The organism is Streptomyces sp. NPDC043996, assembly GCF_056435225.1.
Map to the genome: position 1 here is coordinate 653,653 of NZ_JBWKEY010000004.1, position 20,468 is coordinate 674,120.

General features: G+C 73.4%; 17 protein-coding genes and 1 pseudogene. 11 read left to right on the top strand and 7 right to left on the bottom strand.

All coding sequences use genetic code 11. The features are described from left to right. Positions 1 to 73: 73 nt before the first annotated feature. The 4 genes from AC07A4_RS13760 to AC07A4_RS13775 form a co-directional block, all read right to left on the bottom strand. The gene (locus AC07A4_RS13760; RefSeq protein ID WP_478597523.1) at positions 74 to 1,300 is read right to left on the bottom strand and encodes an MFS transporter; all 1,227 of its coding nucleotides are present in this window, start codon (positions 1,298 to 1,300) and stop codon (positions 74 to 76) included. A gap of 50 nt (positions 1,301 to 1,350) precedes the next feature. Further along, positions 1,351 to 2,418: a PLP-dependent cysteine synthase family protein gene (locus AC07A4_RS13765; protein WP_478597526.1), complete on the bottom strand. Its 1,068-nt coding sequence runs from the start codon at positions 2,416 to 2,418 to the stop codon at positions 1,351 to 1,353. 322 nt (positions 2,419 to 2,740) lie between these two features. After that, positions 2,741 to 3,055: a hypothetical protein gene (locus AC07A4_RS13770; protein ID WP_478597234.1), complete on the bottom strand. Its 315-nt coding sequence runs from the start codon at positions 3,053 to 3,055 to the stop codon at positions 2,741 to 2,743. Positions 3,056 to 3,320: 265 nt separating this feature from the next. Continuing rightward, a complete protein-coding gene (locus AC07A4_RS13775) occupies positions 3,321 to 3,755 on the bottom strand; it encodes a hypothetical protein (protein ID WP_478597237.1) in 435 nt (144 codons plus the stop codon). Positions 3,756 to 3,931: 176 nt separating this feature from the next. On the opposite strand from AC07A4_RS13775, the gene AC07A4_RS13780 reads away from it, so the two are divergent. The 10 genes and pseudogenes from AC07A4_RS13780 to AC07A4_RS13825 all read left to right on the top strand — a co-directional run bounded on the left by AC07A4_RS13780 (position 3,932) and on the right by AC07A4_RS13825 (position 12,750). Beyond that, positions 3,932 to 4,468, top strand: coding sequence for a MepB family protein (locus AC07A4_RS13780; protein ID WP_478597239.1), 537 nt, complete (start codon positions 3,932 to 3,934; stop codon positions 4,466 to 4,468). 142 nt (positions 4,469 to 4,610) lie between these two features. Then, entirely contained in the window at positions 4,611 to 5,108 is a 498-nt protein-coding gene (locus AC07A4_RS13785) for a DUF6174 domain-containing protein (protein WP_478597242.1), read from the top strand. A 150-nt stretch (positions 5,109 to 5,258) separates the two neighbouring features. Next, positions 5,259 to 5,528 carry a hypothetical protein gene (locus tag AC07A4_RS13790; protein ID WP_478597245.1) on the top strand — a complete coding sequence of 90 codons (270 nt, stop codon included), beginning with the start codon at positions 5,259 to 5,261 and terminating at the stop codon, positions 5,526 to 5,528. A 295-nt stretch (positions 5,529 to 5,823) separates the two neighbouring features. Then, positions 5,824 to 6,405: an RNA polymerase sigma factor gene (locus AC07A4_RS13795; protein ID WP_478597247.1), complete on the top strand. Its 582-nt coding sequence runs from the start codon at positions 5,824 to 5,826 to the stop codon at positions 6,403 to 6,405. After that, entirely contained in the window at positions 6,402 to 7,418 is a 1,017-nt protein-coding gene (locus AC07A4_RS13800; RefSeq protein ID WP_478597249.1) for a hypothetical protein, read from the top strand. Before AC07A4_RS13795 ends, AC07A4_RS13800 begins: the two co-directional genes overlap by 4 nt. Positions 7,419 to 7,585: 167 nt before the next feature. Next, a complete protein-coding gene (locus AC07A4_RS13805) occupies positions 7,586 to 8,071 on the top strand; it encodes a cation:proton antiporter regulatory subunit (RefSeq protein ID WP_478597251.1) in 486 nt (161 codons plus the stop codon). Positions 8,072 to 8,075: 4 nt separating this feature from the next. Then, positions 8,076 to 9,308, top strand: a complete 1,233-nt coding sequence (locus AC07A4_RS13810; RefSeq protein ID WP_478597254.1) for a cation:proton antiporter — start codon at positions 8,076 to 8,078, stop codon at positions 9,306 to 9,308. Beyond that, positions 9,265 to 9,558: pseudogene (locus AC07A4_RS13815) on the top strand (nuclear transport factor 2 family protein); the annotation flags it as partial. The gene AC07A4_RS13810 and the pseudogene AC07A4_RS13815, both read left to right, overlap by 44 nt. 89 nt (positions 9,559 to 9,647) lie before the next feature. Then, complete coding sequence (locus AC07A4_RS13820) at positions 9,648 to 11,210, top strand: MFS transporter (protein ID WP_478597257.1); 1,563 nt, start codon at positions 9,648 to 9,650, stop codon at positions 11,208 to 11,210. 37 nt (positions 11,211 to 11,247) lie between these two features. After that, positions 11,248 to 12,750, top strand: coding sequence for an MFS transporter (locus AC07A4_RS13825; protein ID WP_478597259.1), 1,503 nt, complete (start codon positions 11,248 to 11,250; stop codon positions 12,748 to 12,750). A gap of 49 nt (positions 12,751 to 12,799) precedes the next feature. Here AC07A4_RS13825 and AC07A4_RS13830 read toward each other — a convergent pair whose 3' ends face one another. Continuing rightward, positions 12,800 to 13,264, bottom strand: a complete 465-nt coding sequence (locus AC07A4_RS13830; RefSeq protein ID WP_478597261.1) for a GNAT family N-acetyltransferase — start codon at positions 13,262 to 13,264, stop codon at positions 12,800 to 12,802. 182 nt (positions 13,265 to 13,446) lie between these two features. On the opposite strand from AC07A4_RS13830, the gene hemC reads away from it, so the two are divergent. Then, on the top strand, positions 13,447 to 14,382 hold the full coding sequence (hemC, locus tag AC07A4_RS13835) for a hydroxymethylbilane synthase (protein WP_478597264.1): 936 nt from the start codon (positions 13,447 to 13,449) through the stop codon (positions 14,380 to 14,382). Between the two features lie 71 nt (positions 14,383 to 14,453). Here the strand turns inward: hemC and AC07A4_RS13840 are convergent, their stop codons facing one another. Next, a complete protein-coding gene (locus AC07A4_RS13840; RefSeq protein ID WP_478597267.1) occupies positions 14,454 to 14,894 on the bottom strand; it encodes a hypothetical protein in 441 nt (146 codons plus the stop codon). A gap of 175 nt (positions 14,895 to 15,069) precedes the next feature. After that, positions 15,070 to 20,055, bottom strand: coding sequence for a non-ribosomal peptide synthetase (locus AC07A4_RS13845; RefSeq protein ID WP_478597270.1), 4,986 nt, complete (start codon positions 20,053 to 20,055; stop codon positions 15,070 to 15,072). Positions 20,056 to 20,468 lie beyond the last annotated feature (413 nt).

Below are 20,468 nucleotides of genomic sequence, written 5' to 3' on the forward strand. Positions count from 1 at the left end.
TCCTGTGGGATGGCACGGCGTGCCGGGAGCAGACGTCGTGCGACGCCTGCCCCCGATGCCGCGGGTCAGTGGGTCAGGCCGCCGCGGGCCGCGGCGCGGGCGGTGCCAACCGGCCAGTACGGTGCAGGCCGTGGAGCGCCGCCGCGCAGGCGAGGCCGAGCGCGAGCAGCGCGGCCCAGGGGAGGCCGGGAAGGCCCGCGTCGCGGGCGGCGTCCAGGGCGGCGCCGGTGAGCAGGTTCCCGAGCGTGATGCCGACCCCGCACACGGTGTTGTAGAGGCCGTAGTGGGTGGCGACGAGGCGGTCGCCGCTGAGGCGGACGATGGTGTCCATCTCGAAGGGGTAGGCGATCATCGTGCCGACGGCCAGGAGCAGCGCCGCGAGCGTCGGCGGCACCGCGGCGAGCAGCCACCGTCCGGGGCCGGGATCCGGCACCGGCAGCCCGCTGGCCAGGAGCAGCGGCACGAAGGCGAGGCCCATGACCGCGAGCCCGCGCACCAGCGCCTGGCCTGGCTCGTAGCGGGCCTTGCACCACGCGGTGACCCGGGTCTGGCCGACGATGGTGCTCAGCCCGCTGACCGCGAAAAGCACGGCGACCGCCACGGTGCCGGTCTGCCCCTCGCCGCCGACCCTGCGCACGTCCAGCGGCAGCGCCAGATAGACCTGGAACGACAGGACGTACGAGCCGATCATGGCGGTGGCGAACAGCAGGAACGCCCGGTTGGCGAGGATGCCGCGCCACTGCGCGAGGACCTTCTGCCGCTCGCCGCGCTCGGCCTTGGCGCCGCGCGCGGGCAGCGCCCTGATCTGCACCACGGAGAGCAGCGCGAAGATCCCCGCGGACACCAGGCAGGTGACGCGGAAGTCGACCCCGGTGAGCACCATGCCCACGAGCGGGCCCAGCAGGATCCCGGCCTGGTAGAAGACGTTGAACAGGGCGAACGCCTCCACCCTGCGCTCCCCGGCGTCCGCGGCGAGGTAGGCCCGCACGGCCGGGTTGAACAGGGCGCCCGCGAGGCCGGTCGCCGCCGACGCGGCGAGCAGCGCGGGCAGCGACTCCACCAGGCCGAGCGTGGCGAAGCCGACGGTGCGAAGGACGCATCCGGCGACGATCAGGGGCTTGTAGCCGAGCCGGTCGGCGAGGGTGCCGCCGATGAGGAACATGCCCTGCTGGCTGAAGTTCCGCACGCCGAGGACGAGTCCGACGAGCCAGCCCGCGAGGCCGAGCGTCCCGGACAGATGGGCGGCCAGATAGGGCATCAGCATGTAGAAGCCGAGGTTGATGGTGAACTGGTTGACCATCAGCAGCTGGACACTGCGGTCGTAGGACCGCAACTGGACGAACGTGCTCCTCACCGGCCGGCCTCCGTGTCGGCGCTGGTGGCGAGGTCGGCGAAAGCCAGCGGGTCGACGACGTCGGCGCAGCGGGTCCAGCGGTGCACTTCCTTCTCGTCTGCGCGCCCGATGACCTCGGGTTCCGCCGCTGGCGGGGTGTCGAGCAGGCCGTGGCGGGCGCAGTACTCGTCGTCGTACACGGTGCTGAGGTAGCGCTGCGGCCCGTCCGGGAAGACCGCGGCGATGCGGGTGTCGGCGGGCAGGGTGCGCGCGAGCCAGCCCGCGACGAGCGCGACGGCGCCGACGCTCCAGCCGCCGGTGGCGTAGTGCGACGCCGCGAGGCGCCGGCAGGTCCACACCGCCTCGTGCGGGGCGACCCAGTGGACTTCGCGGAAGGTGTCGTAGGCGACGTTGCGCGGGTAGATGCTGGAGCCGAGGCCGCGCATGAGGCGGCTGCGGGCGGGCTGGCCGAAGATGGTCGAGCCGATGGTGTCGACGCCGACGATGCCGATGTCCGGGTAGAGCTGGCGCAGCACCCGGCCGACGCCCGCGGAGTGGCCGCCGGTGCCGACGCTGCACACGAGCACGTCGATGTGGCCGAGCTGGGCGGCGAGTTCGAGGGCCAGCGGGGTGTACGCGCGGGTGTTGTCGGGGTTGTTGTACTGGTCCGGGCACCAGGAGCCCGGGTGGGCGGCCAGGAGCTCGGTGACGCGGTCGCGGCGGGCCTGCTGCCAGCCGCCGGTCGGGTGCGGCTCCGTGACGATGTCGACCTGGGCGCCGTACGCGGTGAGCAGGCGCGTCATCGACGTCTCCAGGCCGGGGTCGGTGACCAGGGTGACGGGGTGGCCGTGCACCATGCCCGCCAGGGCGAGGCCGAGGCCGAGGGTGCCGCTGGTGGACTCGATCACGCGGCAGCCGGGCTTGAGGTCGCCGCGGGCCCGGGCCCGCTCCACCATGTGCAGGCCGGGGCGGTCCTTGATGCCACCGGGGTTGAAGCCCTCCAGCTTGGCCCAGAACCCGCGCCCCGCCGGGGCGAGCGGCTCGGACACGCGCAGCAGCGGCGTGTCCCCCACGAGCGCGGACAGCGCGGCGCGCTCGGGGATCTCGGCGGTGGGGTGCGTCAGGGCGGTGTTCTGCTGAGGCTGCGGGGCCGTGTGGGGCTGCGAGTTCGTGCGGGACTGCGGGTTTGTGTGGGGCTGTGCGTTCGTGTGGGGCTGAGAATTCGTGTGTGACTGCGGGTTCGTGTGTGACTGCGGGTTCGCGTGCATCGTTGGCTGCGTCTCTTTCGCTCTCGCTCGACGGGTGCGTGGTACGGATGCGTCGCGCGCCGCGACTCCGTGGCGGACCTCTCGTCCGGTCTCGGGGCCGTGTGCGCGGCAGCCGGTGGCGCGGCTGCGGGCGAGCGGTCTAGATCCGCCAGCGGGCGGTGCGGGCGAGAGCGGTACGGCCCGGGCGCGCTCTTCTGCGCCGATGTGCCGTGCGGCGGCGGGGCCGCCACGGGAGCGCGAGGGCCCCGGCGGCGGTGACGGCACCCGCCGGGGCGGGCGGGAGTTCCGTCGTCGGGGCGGCGGGGGTGCGCAGGGGGCCGTCCGGTGCGCACTCCTCGGATCCGTGGTGCTCGTGGGGCTGGTGGGGTGCGGCGTCCGGGGCCGTCGGGGCGGCCGCCCCGACGGTGGTGGCGGCCGGGGCCGAGCCGTGGTTCTCGTCCAGCGGTCCGTGCACGACGGCGCACAGCACCATCACGGCCAGCAGGCAGGCGCGTACGAAGTGGGCGGGCCTGAGGAAGAAATGGGGGGAAAGAGAGGAAGGGGAGGAAGAGGAGGAAGGGGAGGAAAGCGGCACAGGTCCTCCGGTCGTACGCCTCCCTGGTGGCCCGGCGGCGGGGCGGCCGGGCAGGGGGCGACGACGGATGGGAGTCGGAGTGACTCGGGTGGGGGAATCCGGGGGGTGGACCAGGCGGGCAGGGGGTGCTGCCGCGCGCCGCTTCCTAGACCTGTTGCACCACGGATGACTTGACGGCGGCTGGTGACGCGCTCCCGTGCGTGGGCTCACCGGATCCGCGACCGACGGGTGCGCGGGCGGGCGCGTGCGGCTGGCCGACCGACACGGCCAGGCAGACCGCGGTCACGGCGGACGCCGGGACGGGCTGCCCGGAGGCGCACTGCTCGCTGGGGTGCGCCGGGGCGTGGTCGCCGTGCCGGTCGTCGGTCGTGGCGAGCGCCGCCAGGGCTTCGGTGGCCTGTTGGGGGGCGTCCGACGCCGTCACCGCGCTGGTGGCCAGGTGCCCTCCGGCGTTCTCGGGGCTCGCGCCGTGCGCCAGGGCCACGGAGAACAGCAGCACGGCGAGGGCCAGCAGCCGAAGCGGCGGACCCGCGGACACACGGACCCGCGCGACGCGCCGGAGTGACCAAGCCGTAACCACGTCGTGATCCTAACCAGCCCGGGGCCCTGATCCACCTTCCGCCCCCGAACAGTGCCATCGCGCCAGAGAATTGACCGGATTCGCATCGGCCGACGCACCGCGCCCGCACCGCGCCCGCACCGCGCCCGCACCGGGGCCCGACAGTGGGCGTGACGGCGGGATGTCAGGATGACGCGATGGCGATGAACCAGCCGTGGACAGGGCTCCACCGCGACCTACTGGCGGCGAAAGCGGCGGTGTACGACCCGGGCGGCTTCGCCTGCTCACAGCCGGTGCCGGAACCGGAGAGCGCCGAGTACGCGGCGCACGCGTTCACGCTCGACGGGCTCGCGGTCAGGTTCCGCGTGGCCAAGACCACCCCGACGAAGGCGGGACAGTTCGTCACCGTGTGGCGGCGGTCCGCCGCAGGGCCGATCCGGCCCTTCGACGCCGACGACGGGATCGACCTCGTCGTCATCAGCAGCCGCGACAGCGGCGGCCGCTTCGGGCAGTTCGTGTTCTCCCGCGAGGTGCTGTGCGAGCGCGGGATCATGTCCCGCGGCGGCTCGGCCGGAAAGCGGGGGTTCCGCGTCTACCCGCCGTGGGTGACCGCGGCCAGCCGTCAGGCACGCGCCACGCAGGCATGGCAGGTGGCGTATTTCCTGCCTCTCGACGAGGGGCGGCCCGTCGACGAGGGCGACATGGCGCACGCCCGGGCCCTCTACCACCCGTAACCACCACCCGTAACCACCGCCAGTAGCCGCCCGCTTCGGGCCCGGCTCGGGCGACTCGCGAACGAAACAGGGCCTTCCCGCGTGACAGGAGCGAACGCCCCGCGGACGTCCGCCGCGGGCCGCCGCCGTCGAAGGGCCCGAGATGACCACCGCACACCCCGCCCGTACCCGCTCCCTGGCCCTCGCCGTGCTGGCCGCGGGCGCGCTCTGCGCGCTCTCCGCGTGCGGCGACGAGTCATCGGGGTCGGGAACCGCGAACGCCAAGCCCCTGCCCGCCACGGAGCAGAGCGAGAAGGCCTGGAAGGAGCCCTCCTCGTACGCGTACACGCTCGCGTCGGGCCAGGGCGAGCGGCCGCTGATCGGCACCTTCCGCGTGACGGTCCGGGACGGAAAGGTGACCAAGGCGGTCGGCCTCGACGACAGCGGGCGCCGCGTCGTGAGGAAGCTGCCCCGCCATGTCCCCACCATCGGCGAGCTGCTTGAGGAGATGAGGCAGGCGCGGCGCGACGACGCGGACACGGCCAAGGCCACGTACGCGCCGGACGGGCACCCGGTCCGGATCGTCCTCGACCACGACAAGGACGCGCTCGACGACGAGGCGCTGTACGAGATCAGCGACTACCGCACCGCGACCGCGTGACGCGGCCATCCGGGTGACCGGCGGTCACCTTTGCGGCCGAGGGGCTGTTACGCCGTGCGGCAGGGCGAGATGAGCGTCCGACCTCCGACGCCCCGACGGTCGCGACCGTCGTGTTCCGCGGGCCGCCGCTGCCGGGAAGGAAGATCGATCGTGAAGTTCGCCAAGGCCGCCGTCGGTGCCGTCGGGGTCGCGCTGGCCCTCGGGGCCGTCTCTCCCGCCGTCGCCGCCGATCCGCTGGGCGGCGGGCAGCAGTTGCTGGACACCTCTGTCGCCGGCAACAAGACCGTCAAGAATCCGCTCGACGAGGTGGACGCGCTCGCGGGCACGGTCGACGAGGCGTCGGGCAAGCTGGAGGGGGCCGACGCGACCACCGCGGTGACCAAGGTCGGCGACATCGCCGACTCGGCGCGGCCCGCCTGACGTCCGGCCCTCAGGAAGAACGCGGCGCACCGGGAAACCGGGGCGCCGCGTTCGTGTCCGCCCGGCGTTCCGATTGACCAGCGCCATGTCACAACTCGCCGCTACAACACCACTGTTGTGCGAGAAGCGCCGCTCGCCTGGGCGGTGCGCGGACGAGAAGGGGTGGCGCGCGTGGATCCTGTGGGGGCCAGGGCGGTGGCGACCGGGTACGTGGGTGTCGTAGGCGGTGACGCGAGTGGGGACCGCCGGTGGCGCGGCCGGTTCGCGGTCGCGCCCGCGATCGGGGGTGGCCGCCGTGGAGGAAGCCGCGAGCGCTGAGCTGAGCCCGCCCCGGCCGCTGGAGGCCGAGGCCGCCGCGCTGCCGGGCCGGGAGCTCGCCGAGGAACTGCACGAGACCGAGTACCCGGCCCTGGTGCGGTTCCTGCTGCTGCACGGCGCGTCGTGGAACGAGGCGCAGGACGCCGCGCAGGACGCCTTCACGCAGATGTGCGCGCCCGGCGTGTCCATCCGCCACCCCAAGGCGTGGCTGCGCACCGTGGCCTGGCGCTCGTGGGTGACCCAGCAGGTCCGGCCCGAGGACAGCTGCGCGGAGCCGCCAGAGCCGCGCGTGCTGGTGCGGTGGCAGACGCCCGCGCACGCGGCGGAGCTCGACGAGGAGGCCCGCCGCGTCACCGCGCTGCTGCTGCGCCTTCCCGCCAAGCAGCGGGCGGCCATGGCCTGGCACCTGGACGGCTTCACCACGCTGGAGAGCGCCCGCGCGATGGGCACGACGCAGGCCGCCGTCCGGCAGAACCTGGCCCGGGCGCGGGCCGCGCTGCGGGCGGGCCTCGGCCTGGAGGGCGGCCGGGTCGCCGCCGTACAGGGAACGCGGCGATGAGCCGCGACGGGACGCGGGCCGCCACACCCGAACGGGACGCGCCGGACGGACGAAACGGGCCGGACGCACTGGACGGGCTGGACAGCCTGCTGGCCGCCGCACACCTGCGCATCGGCGTCGCCATCCACGACCGGCTCGCCGCCCAGGGCGGCCCGCCGGAGCTCCGCGACCCCGACCTCGCCCTGGACCGCATGCTGGCCCTCGCCTACCGGAGGACCGGAATCGCGGTCGGCGAACGGCTCACCCGCGAGGCGCGGGCCCCCGAGGGGTCACGGGCGGCCCTGGAGTCCGACCCGCCCGCGGGCAACGCGCTGATGCGGCGCCCCGCGTCCGTGCGGCTCAAGTACCGCTTGGAGGCCCTGGAGATCGCCCGGGCCGTCGGCCCGGCGGACCTGGTGGAGTCGCTGCGGGCCGCCGTGCGCGAGGTGCAGCGCGTCGCCGACCTCCTGGACGCCGACGTGCCGCCCGTCGGCGCGGCACAGGCCGTGCGGCGGCTCGACGCGCGGCTCGCGCAGGTGCGGCTGCCGCCGACGCCGCGCCGCCGCCCCGCCCCCGTGATCGGCCGTGACTACCTGGCCGCCGTGGAGGAGTTCCTCGCGCCCGGCGCCGAACAGCTCCTCAGCGCCGTACGGGAGGTGCGGCTGCTGCTCGGCGAGGAGCTCGCCCCGCTGCTCGCGGACGACGACGCGGGCCTGTCCGGGCGGCCGCTCGGCGCCGACATCGTGGCGCAGGACCTCGTCGACGACCTGGCCGACGCGCACGGCCAGGCCCTCGCCCTGGGGCGCGCGGTGGCGGACGTGGAGCGCGCCTGCACGGACTTCGTGGGCGCCGATCTGCGGGACGCGCGGCTCGACGGCGTACGTCTCCAGGGCATCCGGTGGGACGCCGCGACGGCCTGGCCGCAGGAGTGGGAACCGCTGATCCGGCGGGCCTCGCTGCCGGTCGGCGGGGAGGGGGGCGTGCTTGTGGTGGCGGCGGAGCCGTACGGCAGCGTGGTGTCCGCCGACGCGTGAGCGCGGGCACGGCACCCGCGCCGGACGCGGCACGGCCACGCTCACCCGCCGGACGCGAGCGAAGGAAGCTAGTACCACCCCCGCTCACACACCACCAAGTACCGGCAAAATCTGGACCGATAGGGTGGCATGAACACGAAGACGCCCATCAGCACCAAGGGAGAGCTGTGTCCGCAACTCGATTGAGCCGAACCCCCCTGCCCGGGATCGGCACGCGCTATGACCTCACCACACGGGAACAACGGCGGGTGTCCGTCGTGGCGCACCGGGAGGGCGGGCGCACGCTCAGCGCCTACCGGTCCGACGACCCGGACGCGTGCGCGCTGTCGCTGCGGCTGACCGCCGACGACGCGGCCGCGCTCGCGGACGCGCTGCTGCCCGCCCCGCGGTGCTCCTCCCTGCTGCACACCACCGACCTGGGTCTGGTGGCCGAGCGGATCGAGGTCGCCGGATCCTCCCACTGGAACGGGCGGCTGCTCGGCGAGACCCGCCTTCGCACCGAGACCGGCGCGTCGGTCGTGGCGGTGCTGCGCCGGGCCGACGCCATTCCCTCGCCCGCGCCGGACTTCCGGCTCGCGGGCGGGGACACCCTCATCGTGATCGGCACCCGCGAGGGCGTGGAGAGCGCCGCCGCAATACTCGGCCGGGAGTGAGCGCGTGCACTCCGCTGTCCTGCTGATCGAGTTCGGCGCGATCATCCTCGCGCTCGGGCTGCTCGGGCGCGTCGCCGGGCGCCTGAAGTTCTCCCCCATCCCGCTCTACCTCCTCGCCGGGCTCGCCTTCGGCACCGGCGGCGTGCTGCCGCTCGGGGCCAGCGAGGAGTTCGTCGCCATAGGTGCCGAGATCGGCGTCATCCTGCTGCTGCTCATGCTCGGCCTGGAGTACACGGCCAGCGATCTCGTCAGCAACCTCAAGACGCAGTACCCGGCGGGGCTCGTCGACTGCGCGCTCAACGCGGTGCCCGGCGCGGCCGCCGCGCTCCTGATGGGGTGGGGCCCGGTCGCGGCGATCGTGCTCGCCGGTGTCACCTGGATCTCGTCCTCGGGCGTCATCGCCAAGGTCCTCGGCGACCTGGGGCGGCTCGGCAACCGGGAGACCCCGGTGATCCTGAGCATCCTGGTCCTCGAGGACCTCGCCATGGCGGTGTACCTGCCCATCATCACCGCCCTGCTGGCCGGAGTCGGCTGGGCCGCGGGCAGCGTGACGCTCGCGATCGCGCTCGGCGCGGCCAGCCTCGTGCTGTTCGTCGCGGTCCGCTACGGGCGTCTGATCTCGCGGTTCGTGTCCAGCGACGACCCCGAGAAGCTGCTCCTCGTCGTCCTTGGCCTGACGATCCTCGTCGCGGGCATCGCGCAGCAGCTGCAGGTGTCCGCCGCCGTCGGCGCGTTCCTCGTCGGGATCGCGCTCTCGGGCGAGGCCGCCGAGGGCGCGCACACGCTGCTCGCACCGCTGCGCGACCTGTTCGCCGCCGTGTTCTTCGTCTTCTTCGGCCTGCACACCGACCCGGCGAGCATCCCGCCGGTGCTGCTTCCCGCGCTCGCGCTCGCCGCCGTCACCGCCTGCACGAAGGTCGCCACCGGGTACTGGGCGGCGCGCCGCGCGGGCATCTCCGTGAAGGGCCGCTGGCGCGCGGGCGGCACGCTCGTGGCGCGCGGCGAGTTCTCCATCGTGATCGCCGGGCTCGCGGTCTCCGCGGGCATCGAGCCCTCGCTCGGCCCGCTGGCGACGGCGTACGTCCTGATCCTGGTGGTGATCGGCCCGCTGACCGCGCGCTTCGCCGAGCCGATCGCCGCCTTCGCGGGCGGCCTTACCCGCCGCCGGGAGCCGGTGCCCGCACCGCGTGAGACGTCGGCCGACGCCCTTGCCCCGGAGGTCATCGACGTGGACTGACGCCGCCGCGCACTACGGCGAGCTCGGCGCCCACCACGTGCCGGAGCGGGTCGACACCCAGGTCGAGCGGATCCTCGTCGACGGCGAGCACGCGGTCGTCCTCGGCGAGATCCGGCAGACCGCCCGGACCACCGGGCGCGCCTACCGGGCCCGGTTCGCGCCGCACCTGACCGTCGAGGGCGGCCAGGTCACGCGCCGCCACGTCTACGAGGACTCGCTCGCCGTCGCGCAGGCCTTCGCCGAGGAGTGAGGCGCCCTTCGGCCCCGGTCGCGGCGCGTGAGCCGGGCGCTTAGCGTGTGACGGGGGTGTCTTTCGAGGCGGGGGGTCTGGAGGTCGCCATGGACCGCACACCCGGCCCCGAGCCCGCGCCGCGGGACACGCCGGCCCCTTCGCCCACGACGGCGGAGCAGGCCGCCGCCCCGCCCCCGGGGCACGCCGCGCACCACGCGGGCGGCCGGCACGAGCACCGCTGGCTGATCCTCGCGGTCATCGCCATCGCCCAGCTCATGGTGGTCCTGGACGCGACGATCGTGAACATCGCGCTCCCGTCCGCGCAGGCCGACCTCGGCTTCACCGACGGCAACCGGCAGTGGATCATCACCGCGTACGCGCTCGCGTTCGGCAGCCTGCTGCTGCTCGGCGGGCGCATCGCGGACCTGGTGGGCCGCAAGGCCGTCTTCATCGCCGGGCTCGCCGGGTTCGCCCTCGCGTCCGCGCTCGGCGGCGCCGCCACCAGCTTCACCATGCTGGTCGTCGCCCGCGCGCTGCAGGGCGTGTTCGGCGCGCTCCTCGCGCCCGCCGCCCTGTCCCTGCTCACCACCACGTTCACCGATCCGCGCGAGCGCGCCAAGGCGTTCGGGATCTACGGCGCCGTCGCGGGCTCGGGCGCCGCGGTGGGCCTGCTGCTCGGCGGCGTCCTGACGGAGTATCTGGACTGGCGCTGGTGCCTGTACGTGAACCTCGCCTTCGCCGCGGTCGCGATGATCGGCGGTGCGCGCCTGCTGCACCCGGGGGCGCCGCCGGACCGGCCCAAGCTCGACGTGCCGGGCACGCTCCTCGTGTCCGCGGGCCTGTTCTGCATCGTCTACGGCTTCTCCAACGCCGAGACGCACGCCTGGGGCGACTGGATGGTCTGGGGGTTCCTGCTCATCGGTGTCGTCCTCGTCGCGCTGTTCGCCTGGTGGCAGACGCGCGCGACGCACCCCCTGCTGCCGCTCAGGGTGGTCCTCGACCGGGACCGCGGGGCGTCGTTCCTCGCGATGTTCATCTCCGGCGCGGGCATGTTCGGCGTGTTCCTGTTCCTGACGTACTACCTGCAGCAGATCCTCGGCTACTCACCGATCAAGACGGGGCTCGCGTTCCTGCCGCTGGTCGCGGTCATGGTGGTGGTGTCGGTCCTGACCACCAACGTGCTCGTGCCGAAGTTCGGCGCGCGCCCGATCGTGCCGCTCGGCATGGGCCTGTCGGGCGTGAGCATGGTCTGGCTGACGGCGCTCGGCACGGACAGCGGGTACGCCGGGCACGTCCTGCCGCCCCTGCTCATCATGGGACTCGGGCTCGGCCTGATCTTCGCCCCGGCGATGAGCATGGCGACGGCGGGCGTCGCCGCCCATGACGCGGGAGTGGCCTCCGCGATGGTCAACACCACCCAGCAGGTGGGCGGTTCCATCGGCACGGCCCTGCTCAACACGCTTGCCACCAGCGCCGCCACGCACTATCTGTCGGGGAAGCGGCCGACGCCCCAGGTGCGGGCCGAGGCGCAGATCCAGAGCTACGAGACGGCGTACTGGTGGTCGGCGCTCTTCTTCGGCGTCGGTCTCGTCGTGACGTTCGCGCTGTACCGCAAGGGGCGCCCCGCCGACAGCCACCTCGGCGACGGCACCGGCGCCGTCCACATGTGAGCGGCGCCCGCGGACCGGACCGGGAGGGCGGTGAGCGATGACGGCGGCGCCAGGCGACGGCGGCGGTGTGGTCCTGGCCTCGGCGCGGGGCCGCTGGGTCCTGGCCTGCGCGGTCCTCGCCTCCGGCATGGCCCTGCTCGACGGCACGGTCGTGAACGTGGCCCTGCCGACGCTCGGCCGCGACCTGGACGCGTCGATCTCCTCGCTCCAGTGGGTGGTCAACGCCTACATGCTCACGCTGTCGGCGCTGCTGCTGCTCGGCGGCGCCCTCGGCGACCGGATCGGACGGCGGCGCACGCTCGTCATCGGCGTGGTGTGGTTCGCGCTCGCGTCCGCGCTGTGCGGCCTCGCGCAGGACGCGGGCACCCTCATCGCGGCACGGGCCCTGCAAGGCGTGGGCGGCGCGCTGCTCACCCCCGGTTCGCTCGCCCTGGTGCGGTCCGCGTTCCGCTCGCGCGACCAGGCCAAGGCGGTGGGCGCCTGGTCGGGGCTCGGCGGGGTGGCAGGGGCGGTCGGTCCCTTCCTCGGCGGCTGGCTGATCGACGGGCCCGGCTGGCGGTGGATCTTCCTCATCAACGTGCCGCTGGCCGCGGTGGTCCTCTTCGCGGCCCGGCACGTGCCGGAGAGCCGCGACGAGGGCGCCGCCGCGAGCGGCTTCGACGTGCCGGGCGCGGTGCTCGGCGCGCTGTTCCTCGCGGGCGTGAGCTTCTCGCTGATCGGCGCGTCCGGCGACGCGTCGTTCGCCACGAGCGTGCTCCCCGGCCTCGTGGGGGTCGCCGCGGGCGCCGCCTTCCTGGTGGTCGAGCACCGGCGGCGCGACCCGATGCTGCCCCTGGAACTGTTCCGCTCGGGCCTGTTCTCGGCGGCGAACGTCATGACGCTGTGTCTGTACGCCGCCATCGGCGGCATCCTGTTCCTGCTGCCGGTGCAGTTGCAGACGACCCTCGGCTACGACGCGCTGCAGGCGGGCACGGCGACACTGCCCATCACCGTCCTGATGCTGCTCCTCTCGGCCTGGGCGGGCGACCTGGCCCGGCGGCTCGGCCCCCGTCCGCCCCTGGTCGCGGGCCCGCTCATCGCGGCCGCCGGGGTGCTGTTGATGCTGCGGATCGGCCCCGGATCCTCCTACGCCGCCGATGTGCTGCCCGCGGTCGTCGTCCTGGGCGTGGGCATGAGCGTGTTCGTGGCGCCCCTGACGGCGACGGTGCTCGCTTCGGTGGACGCGTCCCGCGCCGGGCTCGCCAGCGGCGTCAACAACACCGCCGCGCGCATCGCCCAGCTCCTCGTCGTCGCCGCGCTGCCGCTCGCGGTGGGCCTGACGGGCACCGCGTACACGGACGCGGGCGCCCTGGACACGGCGTTCCACAAGGCGGCGTGGGGCTGCGCGGGCCTGTTCGTCCTGGCGGCCGCGGCGGCGGTGGCCTTCGTGCGGCCGCGGCCCGCGGACTGGCACGCCGACGCGGGCAACAAGCCGCACTGCAAGTCCCATGTGGCGGTGTCGGCGCCGCCGCTCGAACCGGGGGCGTGCGGCGGTGACTGAGCGGGCGCACACGGCAGGGGCGCGGTCAGGGCTCGACGGCGGAAGCCGCTCACGCCTCGCGCACGAACAGCGTCACCGTCACGCTCTCGGTGAATCCGTTGCGCCGCATCAGCGCGGCCGAGGCCGTGTTGCGGGACTCCACGTCCGTGACGACGGCGCTGGCGCCCGCCTCGGTGAGCGTGGCGCAGCAGGCCTTGACCAGGCGGCTCGCGACGCCGCGGCCCTGGTGCGCGGGCGCCGTCGCGATCCACTCCAGGTTCCCCCAGTCCGCGCGCTGGTCGAAGCCCATGGACCCGAGGACGAACCCGGCGAGCGCGCCGCCGTCCAGCGCGACCCAGCAGGCGGGCGCGTCGGCGTCCAGGTGCCCGGCGACCGCCGAAAGCGACCAGGACGTGTACGGCTTCACGGTCGTGTCGTAGACGCGCTGGCCGAGCGCGAGGACCTCGGGCGCGTGGGCGGGTGCCATCGGGGCGAGCTCGATCGGTGCGCGCTCGGCCGTCTCGGGCCTGGTCATGGGGCCTCCCGTGGGGCGGGCCGACCGGGAGGTCCGGGGCCGCTGTTCACGCTAGAAGCACCCGCGTCGGCGCGCACGCCGTGAGCACCGCGGCGCCGGTCCGTCAACCCCTTCCCGCCGTAGCCCAGTTGGCCGAGGGACCGGTGCCGGGAGCGTGCTCGAAAGGGCCTATGGTGTACGCCATGTCCGCTCCCGAGCTGATCCGCATCGTCTCCCGCTCCTCGCCCATGGCCCTGGCCCAGGTGGAGCGCGTACGCACCGAACTGGCCGCCCTGCACCCCGGCATCCGTACCGAGGTCCTGCCCGTGACGACGTCCGGGGACCGCTGGATGGGTGATCTGTCGGAGCTCGGCGGGAAGGGCGCGTTCACCAAGGAGGTCGACGCAGCGCTCCTTGCCGGTGCGGCGGATCTGGCGGTGCACTGCGTGAAGGACGTGCCCGCGGACCGGCCGCTGCCGCAGGGCACCACGTTCGCCGCGTTCCTGAAGCGCGACGACATCCGGGACGCCCTGATCCACCCGGACGGGCTCACTCTCGACGAACTGCCGCAGGGCGCGCGCATCGGCACGTCGTCGGTGCGCCGCATCGCCCAGCTCTCCGCGTCCCACCCGCATCTGACGTGCGTGCCGATGCGCGGCAACGCGGGCAAGCGGCTGCAGAAGCTCGCCGCGGGCGAGGCCGACGCCCTGCTGCTCGCCGTGTCCGGCCTGGAGCGCATCGACTCGATGCACCTGGTCTCGGAGGTCCTTTCGGTGGAGACGATGTGCCCGCCGATCGGCGCCGGGATCCTCGCGCTCCAGTGCCGTGAGGACGACGTGACGACCATCGACGCGGTGAGCGGGCTCGGGGACCGCGACGCGTGGCGCGAGGCCACGGCGGAGCGGATGTTCCTGCACGTGCTCCAGGGGCACTGCAACTCGCCGATCGCCGGGTACGCCCGCTGCGAGGCGAGCGGGGAGCTTTCGCTGCGGGCACGGGTCTTCACGCCCGACGGCAAGCGGGTCCTCAACGCCCACGAGTGGGCGGGCCCGCTCGACCCGGCGACGCTCGGCACGTCCGTGGCGGTGACGCTGCTGCGCCAGGGCGCGCGGGAGCTCATCGACTCGATCGCGCACTGAGGGCGCGTCCTCCCCCAGGCCCCCGGTGCCGGGGGCCTAGGTTCAGGCGTCGGGCCCGATCCGGCCCGGGGTCAGCGGATCGGGCGGAACGAGTAGTAGTGGTGGGACGGGTCGTTCCAGGACAGACCCGGGGAGACCAGCGCGGTGGCGCCGCCGGAGCAGTTGCTTGTGGGCCAGAGGTGGACCGTGCGGTTGGTCTCGTTCGTGCCACGGACGGCGCCGGTCGAGGACGTGTTGTAGCAGCGGCCGACCTCGGGGTCGAACTCGATGGTGCGGAACCCGTTGGCGTCGTAGTACTCGAAGTAGCAGGACCCGCCGCCGGGCGGCGGGCAGGCCGGTTCCCGGGCGTCGGCCGACGCCCGGTTCCCCGACGCCCCGCCCGCCTGGGCCAGGCCGGTCAGACCGAGCGCCAGCACGCAGGCGAGGGCGAGGCGCAGCGCGTTCCTTCTGTACTTCCCGTACGCCCCGTGCGTCCTGGGCGTGTTGTGCGTCTCGTGCGTCTTCTTGGCCATGGGGTTCCTCCTCGGTGTCCGCGCACGCGTGGCGCGCGACCCGGACGGGTCCATCCGGATACGTCCGGATCGTCGCGCTCGCGCGGTGAGGGCGTCCATCACCCACACGGACGGGAGGGGAGCGGAAGGGGATCAGAGAGGGGCGCGCTGGCCCGGCGGTCCAGGCCTCGTGGGCCTACTCCGCGCGGTCGACGGGCTCCGCGGCCAGCTCGCGGACGATGACCCGCATGATCTGGCCCGCCGATTTGGGCATGTGCAGGTCGTGGTGGGAGGCGTCCACGTCGTACTCCTCGATGGTGCCGCGGACGTACGGCTGCCAGGCGGGCCCCCACGACGCCCCGTCGTCCTTGTCCAACTTGGCGTTGAAGTACAGGAGATCGCCCTCGTAGACGGGTGATTCGAACGTGCCCATCTTGTTCAGGTTGTTGGTGCCGACCCTCGACATGTTCTCCAGGAAGCTGTCCATGTTGGCGGTGTTCATGAACTGCCCGAAGACCTCCTCGAGGTCCCCTCGGTACAGCTCCTTCGTCCTGCCCATGATTTCCTTGAAGCCGCTCTCCGGGTCGGAGCTCGCCGGTTCGGAGTCGAGGACGGCCAGGAGGGCGACCTGGTGCCCGCGCCGGTCGAGACGGTCCGCGACGGCGTGTGCGATCGGGCCGCCGAAGGACCAGCCGACCAGGTGGTAGGGGCCTTCCGGCTGGGTCTTGAGGATCTGGGTGAGGTAGTCCTCGATCATCTCCTCCACCGATGCGGCCAGCGCGTCGGTGCCGTTGGAGCCGCGGGACTGCAGGGAGTACGCCGGGCGGTCCAGGTAGGGCGCGAAGGTGAAGTACGCCCAGCCGAGGCCGCCGCCGCCGTGGAAGAACCAGACCGGCGGCTTTCCGGTGCCGGGGTCGCGGTTCAGCGGCAGGACGACGTCGAACGAGTCGGCGTGGTCGCCGGGGATGGCTCCGGCGAGCACGATCGCGCCCAGTTCGGCCACCGTGGGGTACTGGATGATCACCCTGAGGGGCATGTCGACGCCGAACTCCTTGCGGATGCGGGTGCTCAGCCGGGTGGCCAGGAGCGAGTGCCCGCCGAGGACGAAGAAGTCGTCGTCGATGCCGACCCGTTCCAGGCCGAGCAGGTCGCAGAAGAAGGCGCACAGCTTCTCCTCGTGGGAGTTGCGCGGCCCGCCGCCTCGCGCGGCGTCCGTGTGCTCCGGCGGCAGCGCGCGCCGGTCGAGTTTCCCCGCCGCGTTCAGCGGCAGCTCCGCCAGCGGCACGAGCACGGCCGGGACCATGTAGTCGGGCAGGCGCCCGCGCAGGTAGTCGGGCAGTTCGTCCAGGAGCGGTCCTGTCGCCGTGGCCAGGGCGGGGGTGTTCGTCCGGGTCCCGGTGGCCGCCGAGCCGGGGACGAAGCTGCCGGAGACGGTGCGCCGTTCGGGCAGGAGCACCGCGTCGAAGCTGTGGGCGGCCCCGCCGGACCAGGTGAGGACCGCGTGCAGGCCCCGCTGCCGCGCCCAGTCGGCGACGTCCTGCGGGTCGAGTGCCCCGGCGGGAGAGCCCGGCGCGCCCGCGAAGGCCGTCTTGGCCTCCGCCACCAGCGGTGCGTGGGGAATGCCCGTCACGCGCAGCGGTCCGCCCGCCCGATCCACCTGGCCGCCGAGGGCGGCCAGGCCGGAGACCTCCCCGCCCCAGGGCACCGAGGGCACGGCGGTCAGGTCGAGGGTGTCGGCGGGCTCCTTGTGCAGGACGACTTCGTAGCGGTGCCGGGTCAGTTCGTTGTCGGCCTTCCCGGACTTGAGCCGGATGTCGACCCCCACGGGGTGGTCCCCCGCCCACGCGGCGAACCACTCCGGGGCGACGGCCAGTTCCCGCTCGGCGAGCACCGCCTGCTCCACCCGCGCCCGCACCTCGTCGTCCGAGGCGTACGGCTCGGCCGTTCGCTGCGCGGCGGTAAGCAGCAGGCGCAGGGTCGTGGCGTTGCGGACGTCACCGACGATGACGCGGCCGCCCGGCGCGAGGAGGTCCAGGGCCTGGCGGAGCACCCGGTCCAGGTACGCGGCGCTCGGGAAGTACTGCGCCACCGAGTTGATGACCACGGTGTCGAAGCCGCCCCGGGGCAGCCCGGACGTGTCGTCGGCCGCCTGGGCGCTCAGCCGGACCCGGTCGCCGAGGCCCGCCTGTTCGGCCTGTTCCCTGACCCGGTCGACCACGGTGGCGGAGATGTCGGTGCCCCAGTACGTGTCGACCTCACCGGCGATCTTCGCAAGGAGCAGGCCGGAGCCGACGCCGATCTCCAGGACGTGCCGCGGCCCGAACCGCAGGACCTGCGCGACCGCCGCGTCCCGCCATTCCCGCAGCTGATCGAGCGGGATCGGCTCTCCGTCGTACGCGGACCGCCAGCGCGGGAAGTCCTCGGCCCACGCCTCGTCGGCGGAGGCGGTGTAGAGGTCGTCGTGGACCTGACGCCACTCCTCCACGCGCGCGTCGGCGTCCGCCGCCACGGCCGCCGGATCAGGGACGACGAACGCCACGAGGCGCTTGTCGCCCTGCTGGTCCTCGCGCACCACGACCGCTGACTGCGCCACGCCGGGGTGCCGGTTCAGCGCGTGCTCGATGTCGCCGAGCTCGATGCGGAAGCCCCGGATCTTCACCTGGAAGTCGGTGCGGCCGATGTACTCGACCTGGCCGTCCTTATTCCATCGCACCAGGTCACCGGAGCGGTACATGCGGCTTCCTGGCGGGCCGTAGGGGCAGGCGACGAACCGGTTCGCGGTGAGCGCGCTCTGCCCGAGGTAGCCCCGCGCGAGGCCGATCCCGGCGATGTACAGCTCACCGGCGACCCCCGGCGCGACCGGGCGCAGGCCCGCGTCGAGGACGTACACCTGGACGTTCCAGAGCGGTGAGCCGATCGGCACCCGGTCCATGCCCGGCACGTGCTGCCAGGCGGTGGCCTCCACGGCCGCCTCGGTGGGCCCGTAGTGGTTGTGCATGCCGCAGCCGGGCAGCAGGTCGGCGGCCCGGTTGGCCAGCGCGGCCGGGAACGCCTCTCCCCCGGCCTCGATCCAGCGCAGGCCCTCGCACTGCTTGGCCAGGGGCTCGGCGATGAACGCCTCCAGCAGGGAGGGCACGAAGAAGGCGCTGGTCACGTGCTCCCGCTGGATCAGCTCTGCCAGGTAGGCCGGGTCCCGGCGGCCCTCCGGGCGCGCGATGACGACGGCGCCGCCCGCCTGCGGATGGGCGAACATCTCCTGCACCGACGCGTCGAAGCTCGCCGAGGTGCTCATCAGCATCCGGTCCTCGGCGCCGACGTCGAAGTGCGCGAGGCCCCAGACCATCCGGTTCATGATCGAACGGTGTGACACCGGTACGCCCTTGGGGCCGCCCGTGGACCCGGACGTGAAGATGACGTACGCGACGTTGTCCGGCGACAGCGCGCGTTCGGGGTTCGTGTCCGGGTACGCGGACACGTCGGGGAGCTCCTCACCCAGGACGAGGAGCGGCTTCGCGCTGTCGAGGACGTGCCGCAGCCGGTCCTCGGGCAGATCGGTGTCGATGGGCACGTAGGCCGCGCCGGCCTTGGTCACCGCGTAGACGCCCACCAGCAGGTCGACGGAGTGGGGCAGGCGCACGGCCACCAGCTGTTCGGGGCCCGCGCCCCGTTCGACCAGCCAGTGCGCCAGTTGGTTCGCGCGCCGGTTGAACTCCCCGTAGGTCAGCCTGTCCTGTTCGGCGATCACCGCGACGGCGTCCGGGGTCCGCTCCACCTGCGCCTCGAACGCCTCCGGCAGGGTGCTCGCGGCAACGGGGTGCGCCGTGTCGTTGACGTCCCGCAGCAGCCAGTCGCGCTCGCGCGCCGAAAGCACCTCGATCGTGCCGACCGGCGCCGCCGGGTCGGCGGCCACCTGCTCGAGCAGCCGCGCGAACCGGGCGGCGATGGCCTGGGCCGTGTCCCGGTCGAACAGCTGGGTGGCGTACTGGAGCTCGCCCCGCAGCACCCCGGAGCCGTCCTTGCTGAAGTAGAAGACGATGTCGGCGAGTGAGGTCTGCGTGACGTATTGCTCGAACTCCACTTTCAGGCCGGGCAGTTCGAAGGCCTGCTGCTCGAAGTTCTGCCAGGCGAGCATCACCTGGAACAGCGGCTGGTACGCCGTGGAGCGGTCGGGGTTGATCAGCTCGACCAGCGTCTCGAACGGCACGTCCTGGTTCTCGTACGCGGCCAGGGACTTCTCCCGCACTCGCGCGAGCAGCTCGCTGAACGACGGGTCGCGGGAGAGGTCCACCCGCAGCACCTGGGTGTTCACGAAGAACCCGATCAGGTCGGCGAGGGCCTCGTCGGTGCGCCCGGCGATGGGACCGCCGATCGTGACGTCCTCGCCGCCGCCCAGCTTGTTCAGGAGCACCCCGAGCGCGGCCTGCAGGACCATCGCCATGGTCATCGCGCGCTCGTCGGCCAGCTTCTGCAGCCCGGCCGCCACCTCCGGCGCCACCACGACGTCGACCTTGTCGCCCTGCGAGGTCCTCGCCGTGGGGCGCGGCCGGTCAAGGGGCAGGTTCAGGGGCTGGGGCACTCCGGTCAGTTCCTCGCGCCAGTACTCGGCCTGCGCGGCGGCCAGGCTCTTCGGGTCCTCCACGGCACCGAGCAGTTCGCGCTGCCAGGCCGCGTAGTCCTTGTACTGCACGGGCAGCGGCTGCCAGCCGGGCTCCTGGCCCGCCAGGCGCGCGGTGTACGCGGTGGTCAGGTCCCGGGCCATCGGGCCGCCCGAGACACCGTCCGACGCGATGTGGTGGACGAGCAGGACGAGCACGTGCTCCCGCTCGGACAGGCGGAACAGGGTCGCCCGGAACGGGATCTCGGCCGCCAGGTCGAAGCGGTGCGCGATGAACGCGTCGACCGCGCCATCCAGTCCTTCGGGCACCACCTCGACCACCGGCACCGGCACTAACTCCCGCGACCACGGCAGGATCCGCGGGTGCGGCTCGCCGTCGTCGTCCGTCACGTAGACGGTGCGCAGGATCTCGTGCCGGTCGACCACGTCGCGGATCGCCGCGGCGAGCGCGATCTGGTCCAGCGGTCCCGTCAGCCGGAACGCCGGGGAGATGTTGTAGGTCTCAGCACCGCCCTCCCATTGATGCGTGAGCCACATACGGCGTTGCGCGAACGAAAGCGGAATCATTCGTCTTACTCCTCTGTGATCTTTTTGCGGAGCGTGGAGTGCGGAGTGCAGTGTGCGGCGTGCGGCGTGCGGCGTGCGGCGTTAAGGGGAATATCTAATTCCTCCGGCCGGGTGGTGAGAGCGTCCACGGTCGGCAGATCGAAGAGCTTGCGAAGGGGGCGCCCAAATCCCGCCCCGAGGCAGGCCCGCGCGGGCTCCTGTCCATGCCGATACCGGTGAGTTTCAGTTCACCGGCCGAACCGAGTAGCGCACAACGAATCGCCGCATCGGTCGAGTCATTGACGCGAAGGGAGAAATTGCCGACTGGCGCACTCGCGATGCTAACCAGTCGAAGTACGCGGAGGAATACGCGCGCTGATCGGATCAACCCCGCCGCGTCGTGCCACGTCCCGCCAACGGGACACCGGGTGACG

Excerpts from the sequence above, each read along its gene's own strand:
- AC07A4_RS13785 (WP_478597242.1), top strand. The coding sequence starts at position 4,611 with ATGACCACCGCACACCCCGCCCGTACCCGCTCCCTGGCCCTCGCCGTG.
- hemC (WP_478597264.1), top strand. The coding sequence starts at position 13,447 with ATGTCCGCTCCCGAGCTGATCCGCATCGTCTCCCGCTCCTCGCCCATG.
- AC07A4_RS13830 (WP_478597261.1), bottom strand. The coding sequence starts at position 13,264 with ATGACCAGGCCCGAGACGGCCGAGCGCGCACCGATCGAGCTCGCCCCG.
- AC07A4_RS13820 (WP_478597257.1), top strand. The coding sequence starts at position 9,648 with ATGGACCGCACACCCGGCCCCGAGCCCGCGCCGCGGGACACGCCGGCC.
- AC07A4_RS13840 (WP_478597267.1), bottom strand. The coding sequence starts at position 14,894 with ATGGCCAAGAAGACGCACGAGACGCACAACACGCCCAGGACGCACGGG.
- AC07A4_RS13760 (WP_478597523.1), bottom strand. The coding sequence starts at position 1,300 with ATGGTCAACCAGTTCACCATCAACCTCGGCTTCTACATGCTGATGCCC.
- AC07A4_RS13825 (WP_478597259.1), top strand. The coding sequence starts at position 11,248 with ATGACGGCGGCGCCAGGCGACGGCGGCGGTGTGGTCCTGGCCTCGGCG.
- AC07A4_RS13780 (WP_478597239.1), top strand. The coding sequence starts at position 3,932 with ATGGCGATGAACCAGCCGTGGACAGGGCTCCACCGCGACCTACTGGCG.
- AC07A4_RS13845 (WP_478597270.1), bottom strand. The coding sequence starts at position 20,055 with ATGATTCCGCTTTCGTTCGCGCAACGCCGTATGTGGCTCACGCATCAA.
- AC07A4_RS13800 (WP_478597249.1), top strand. The coding sequence starts at position 6,402 with ATGAGCCGCGACGGGACGCGGGCCGCCACACCCGAACGGGACGCGCCG.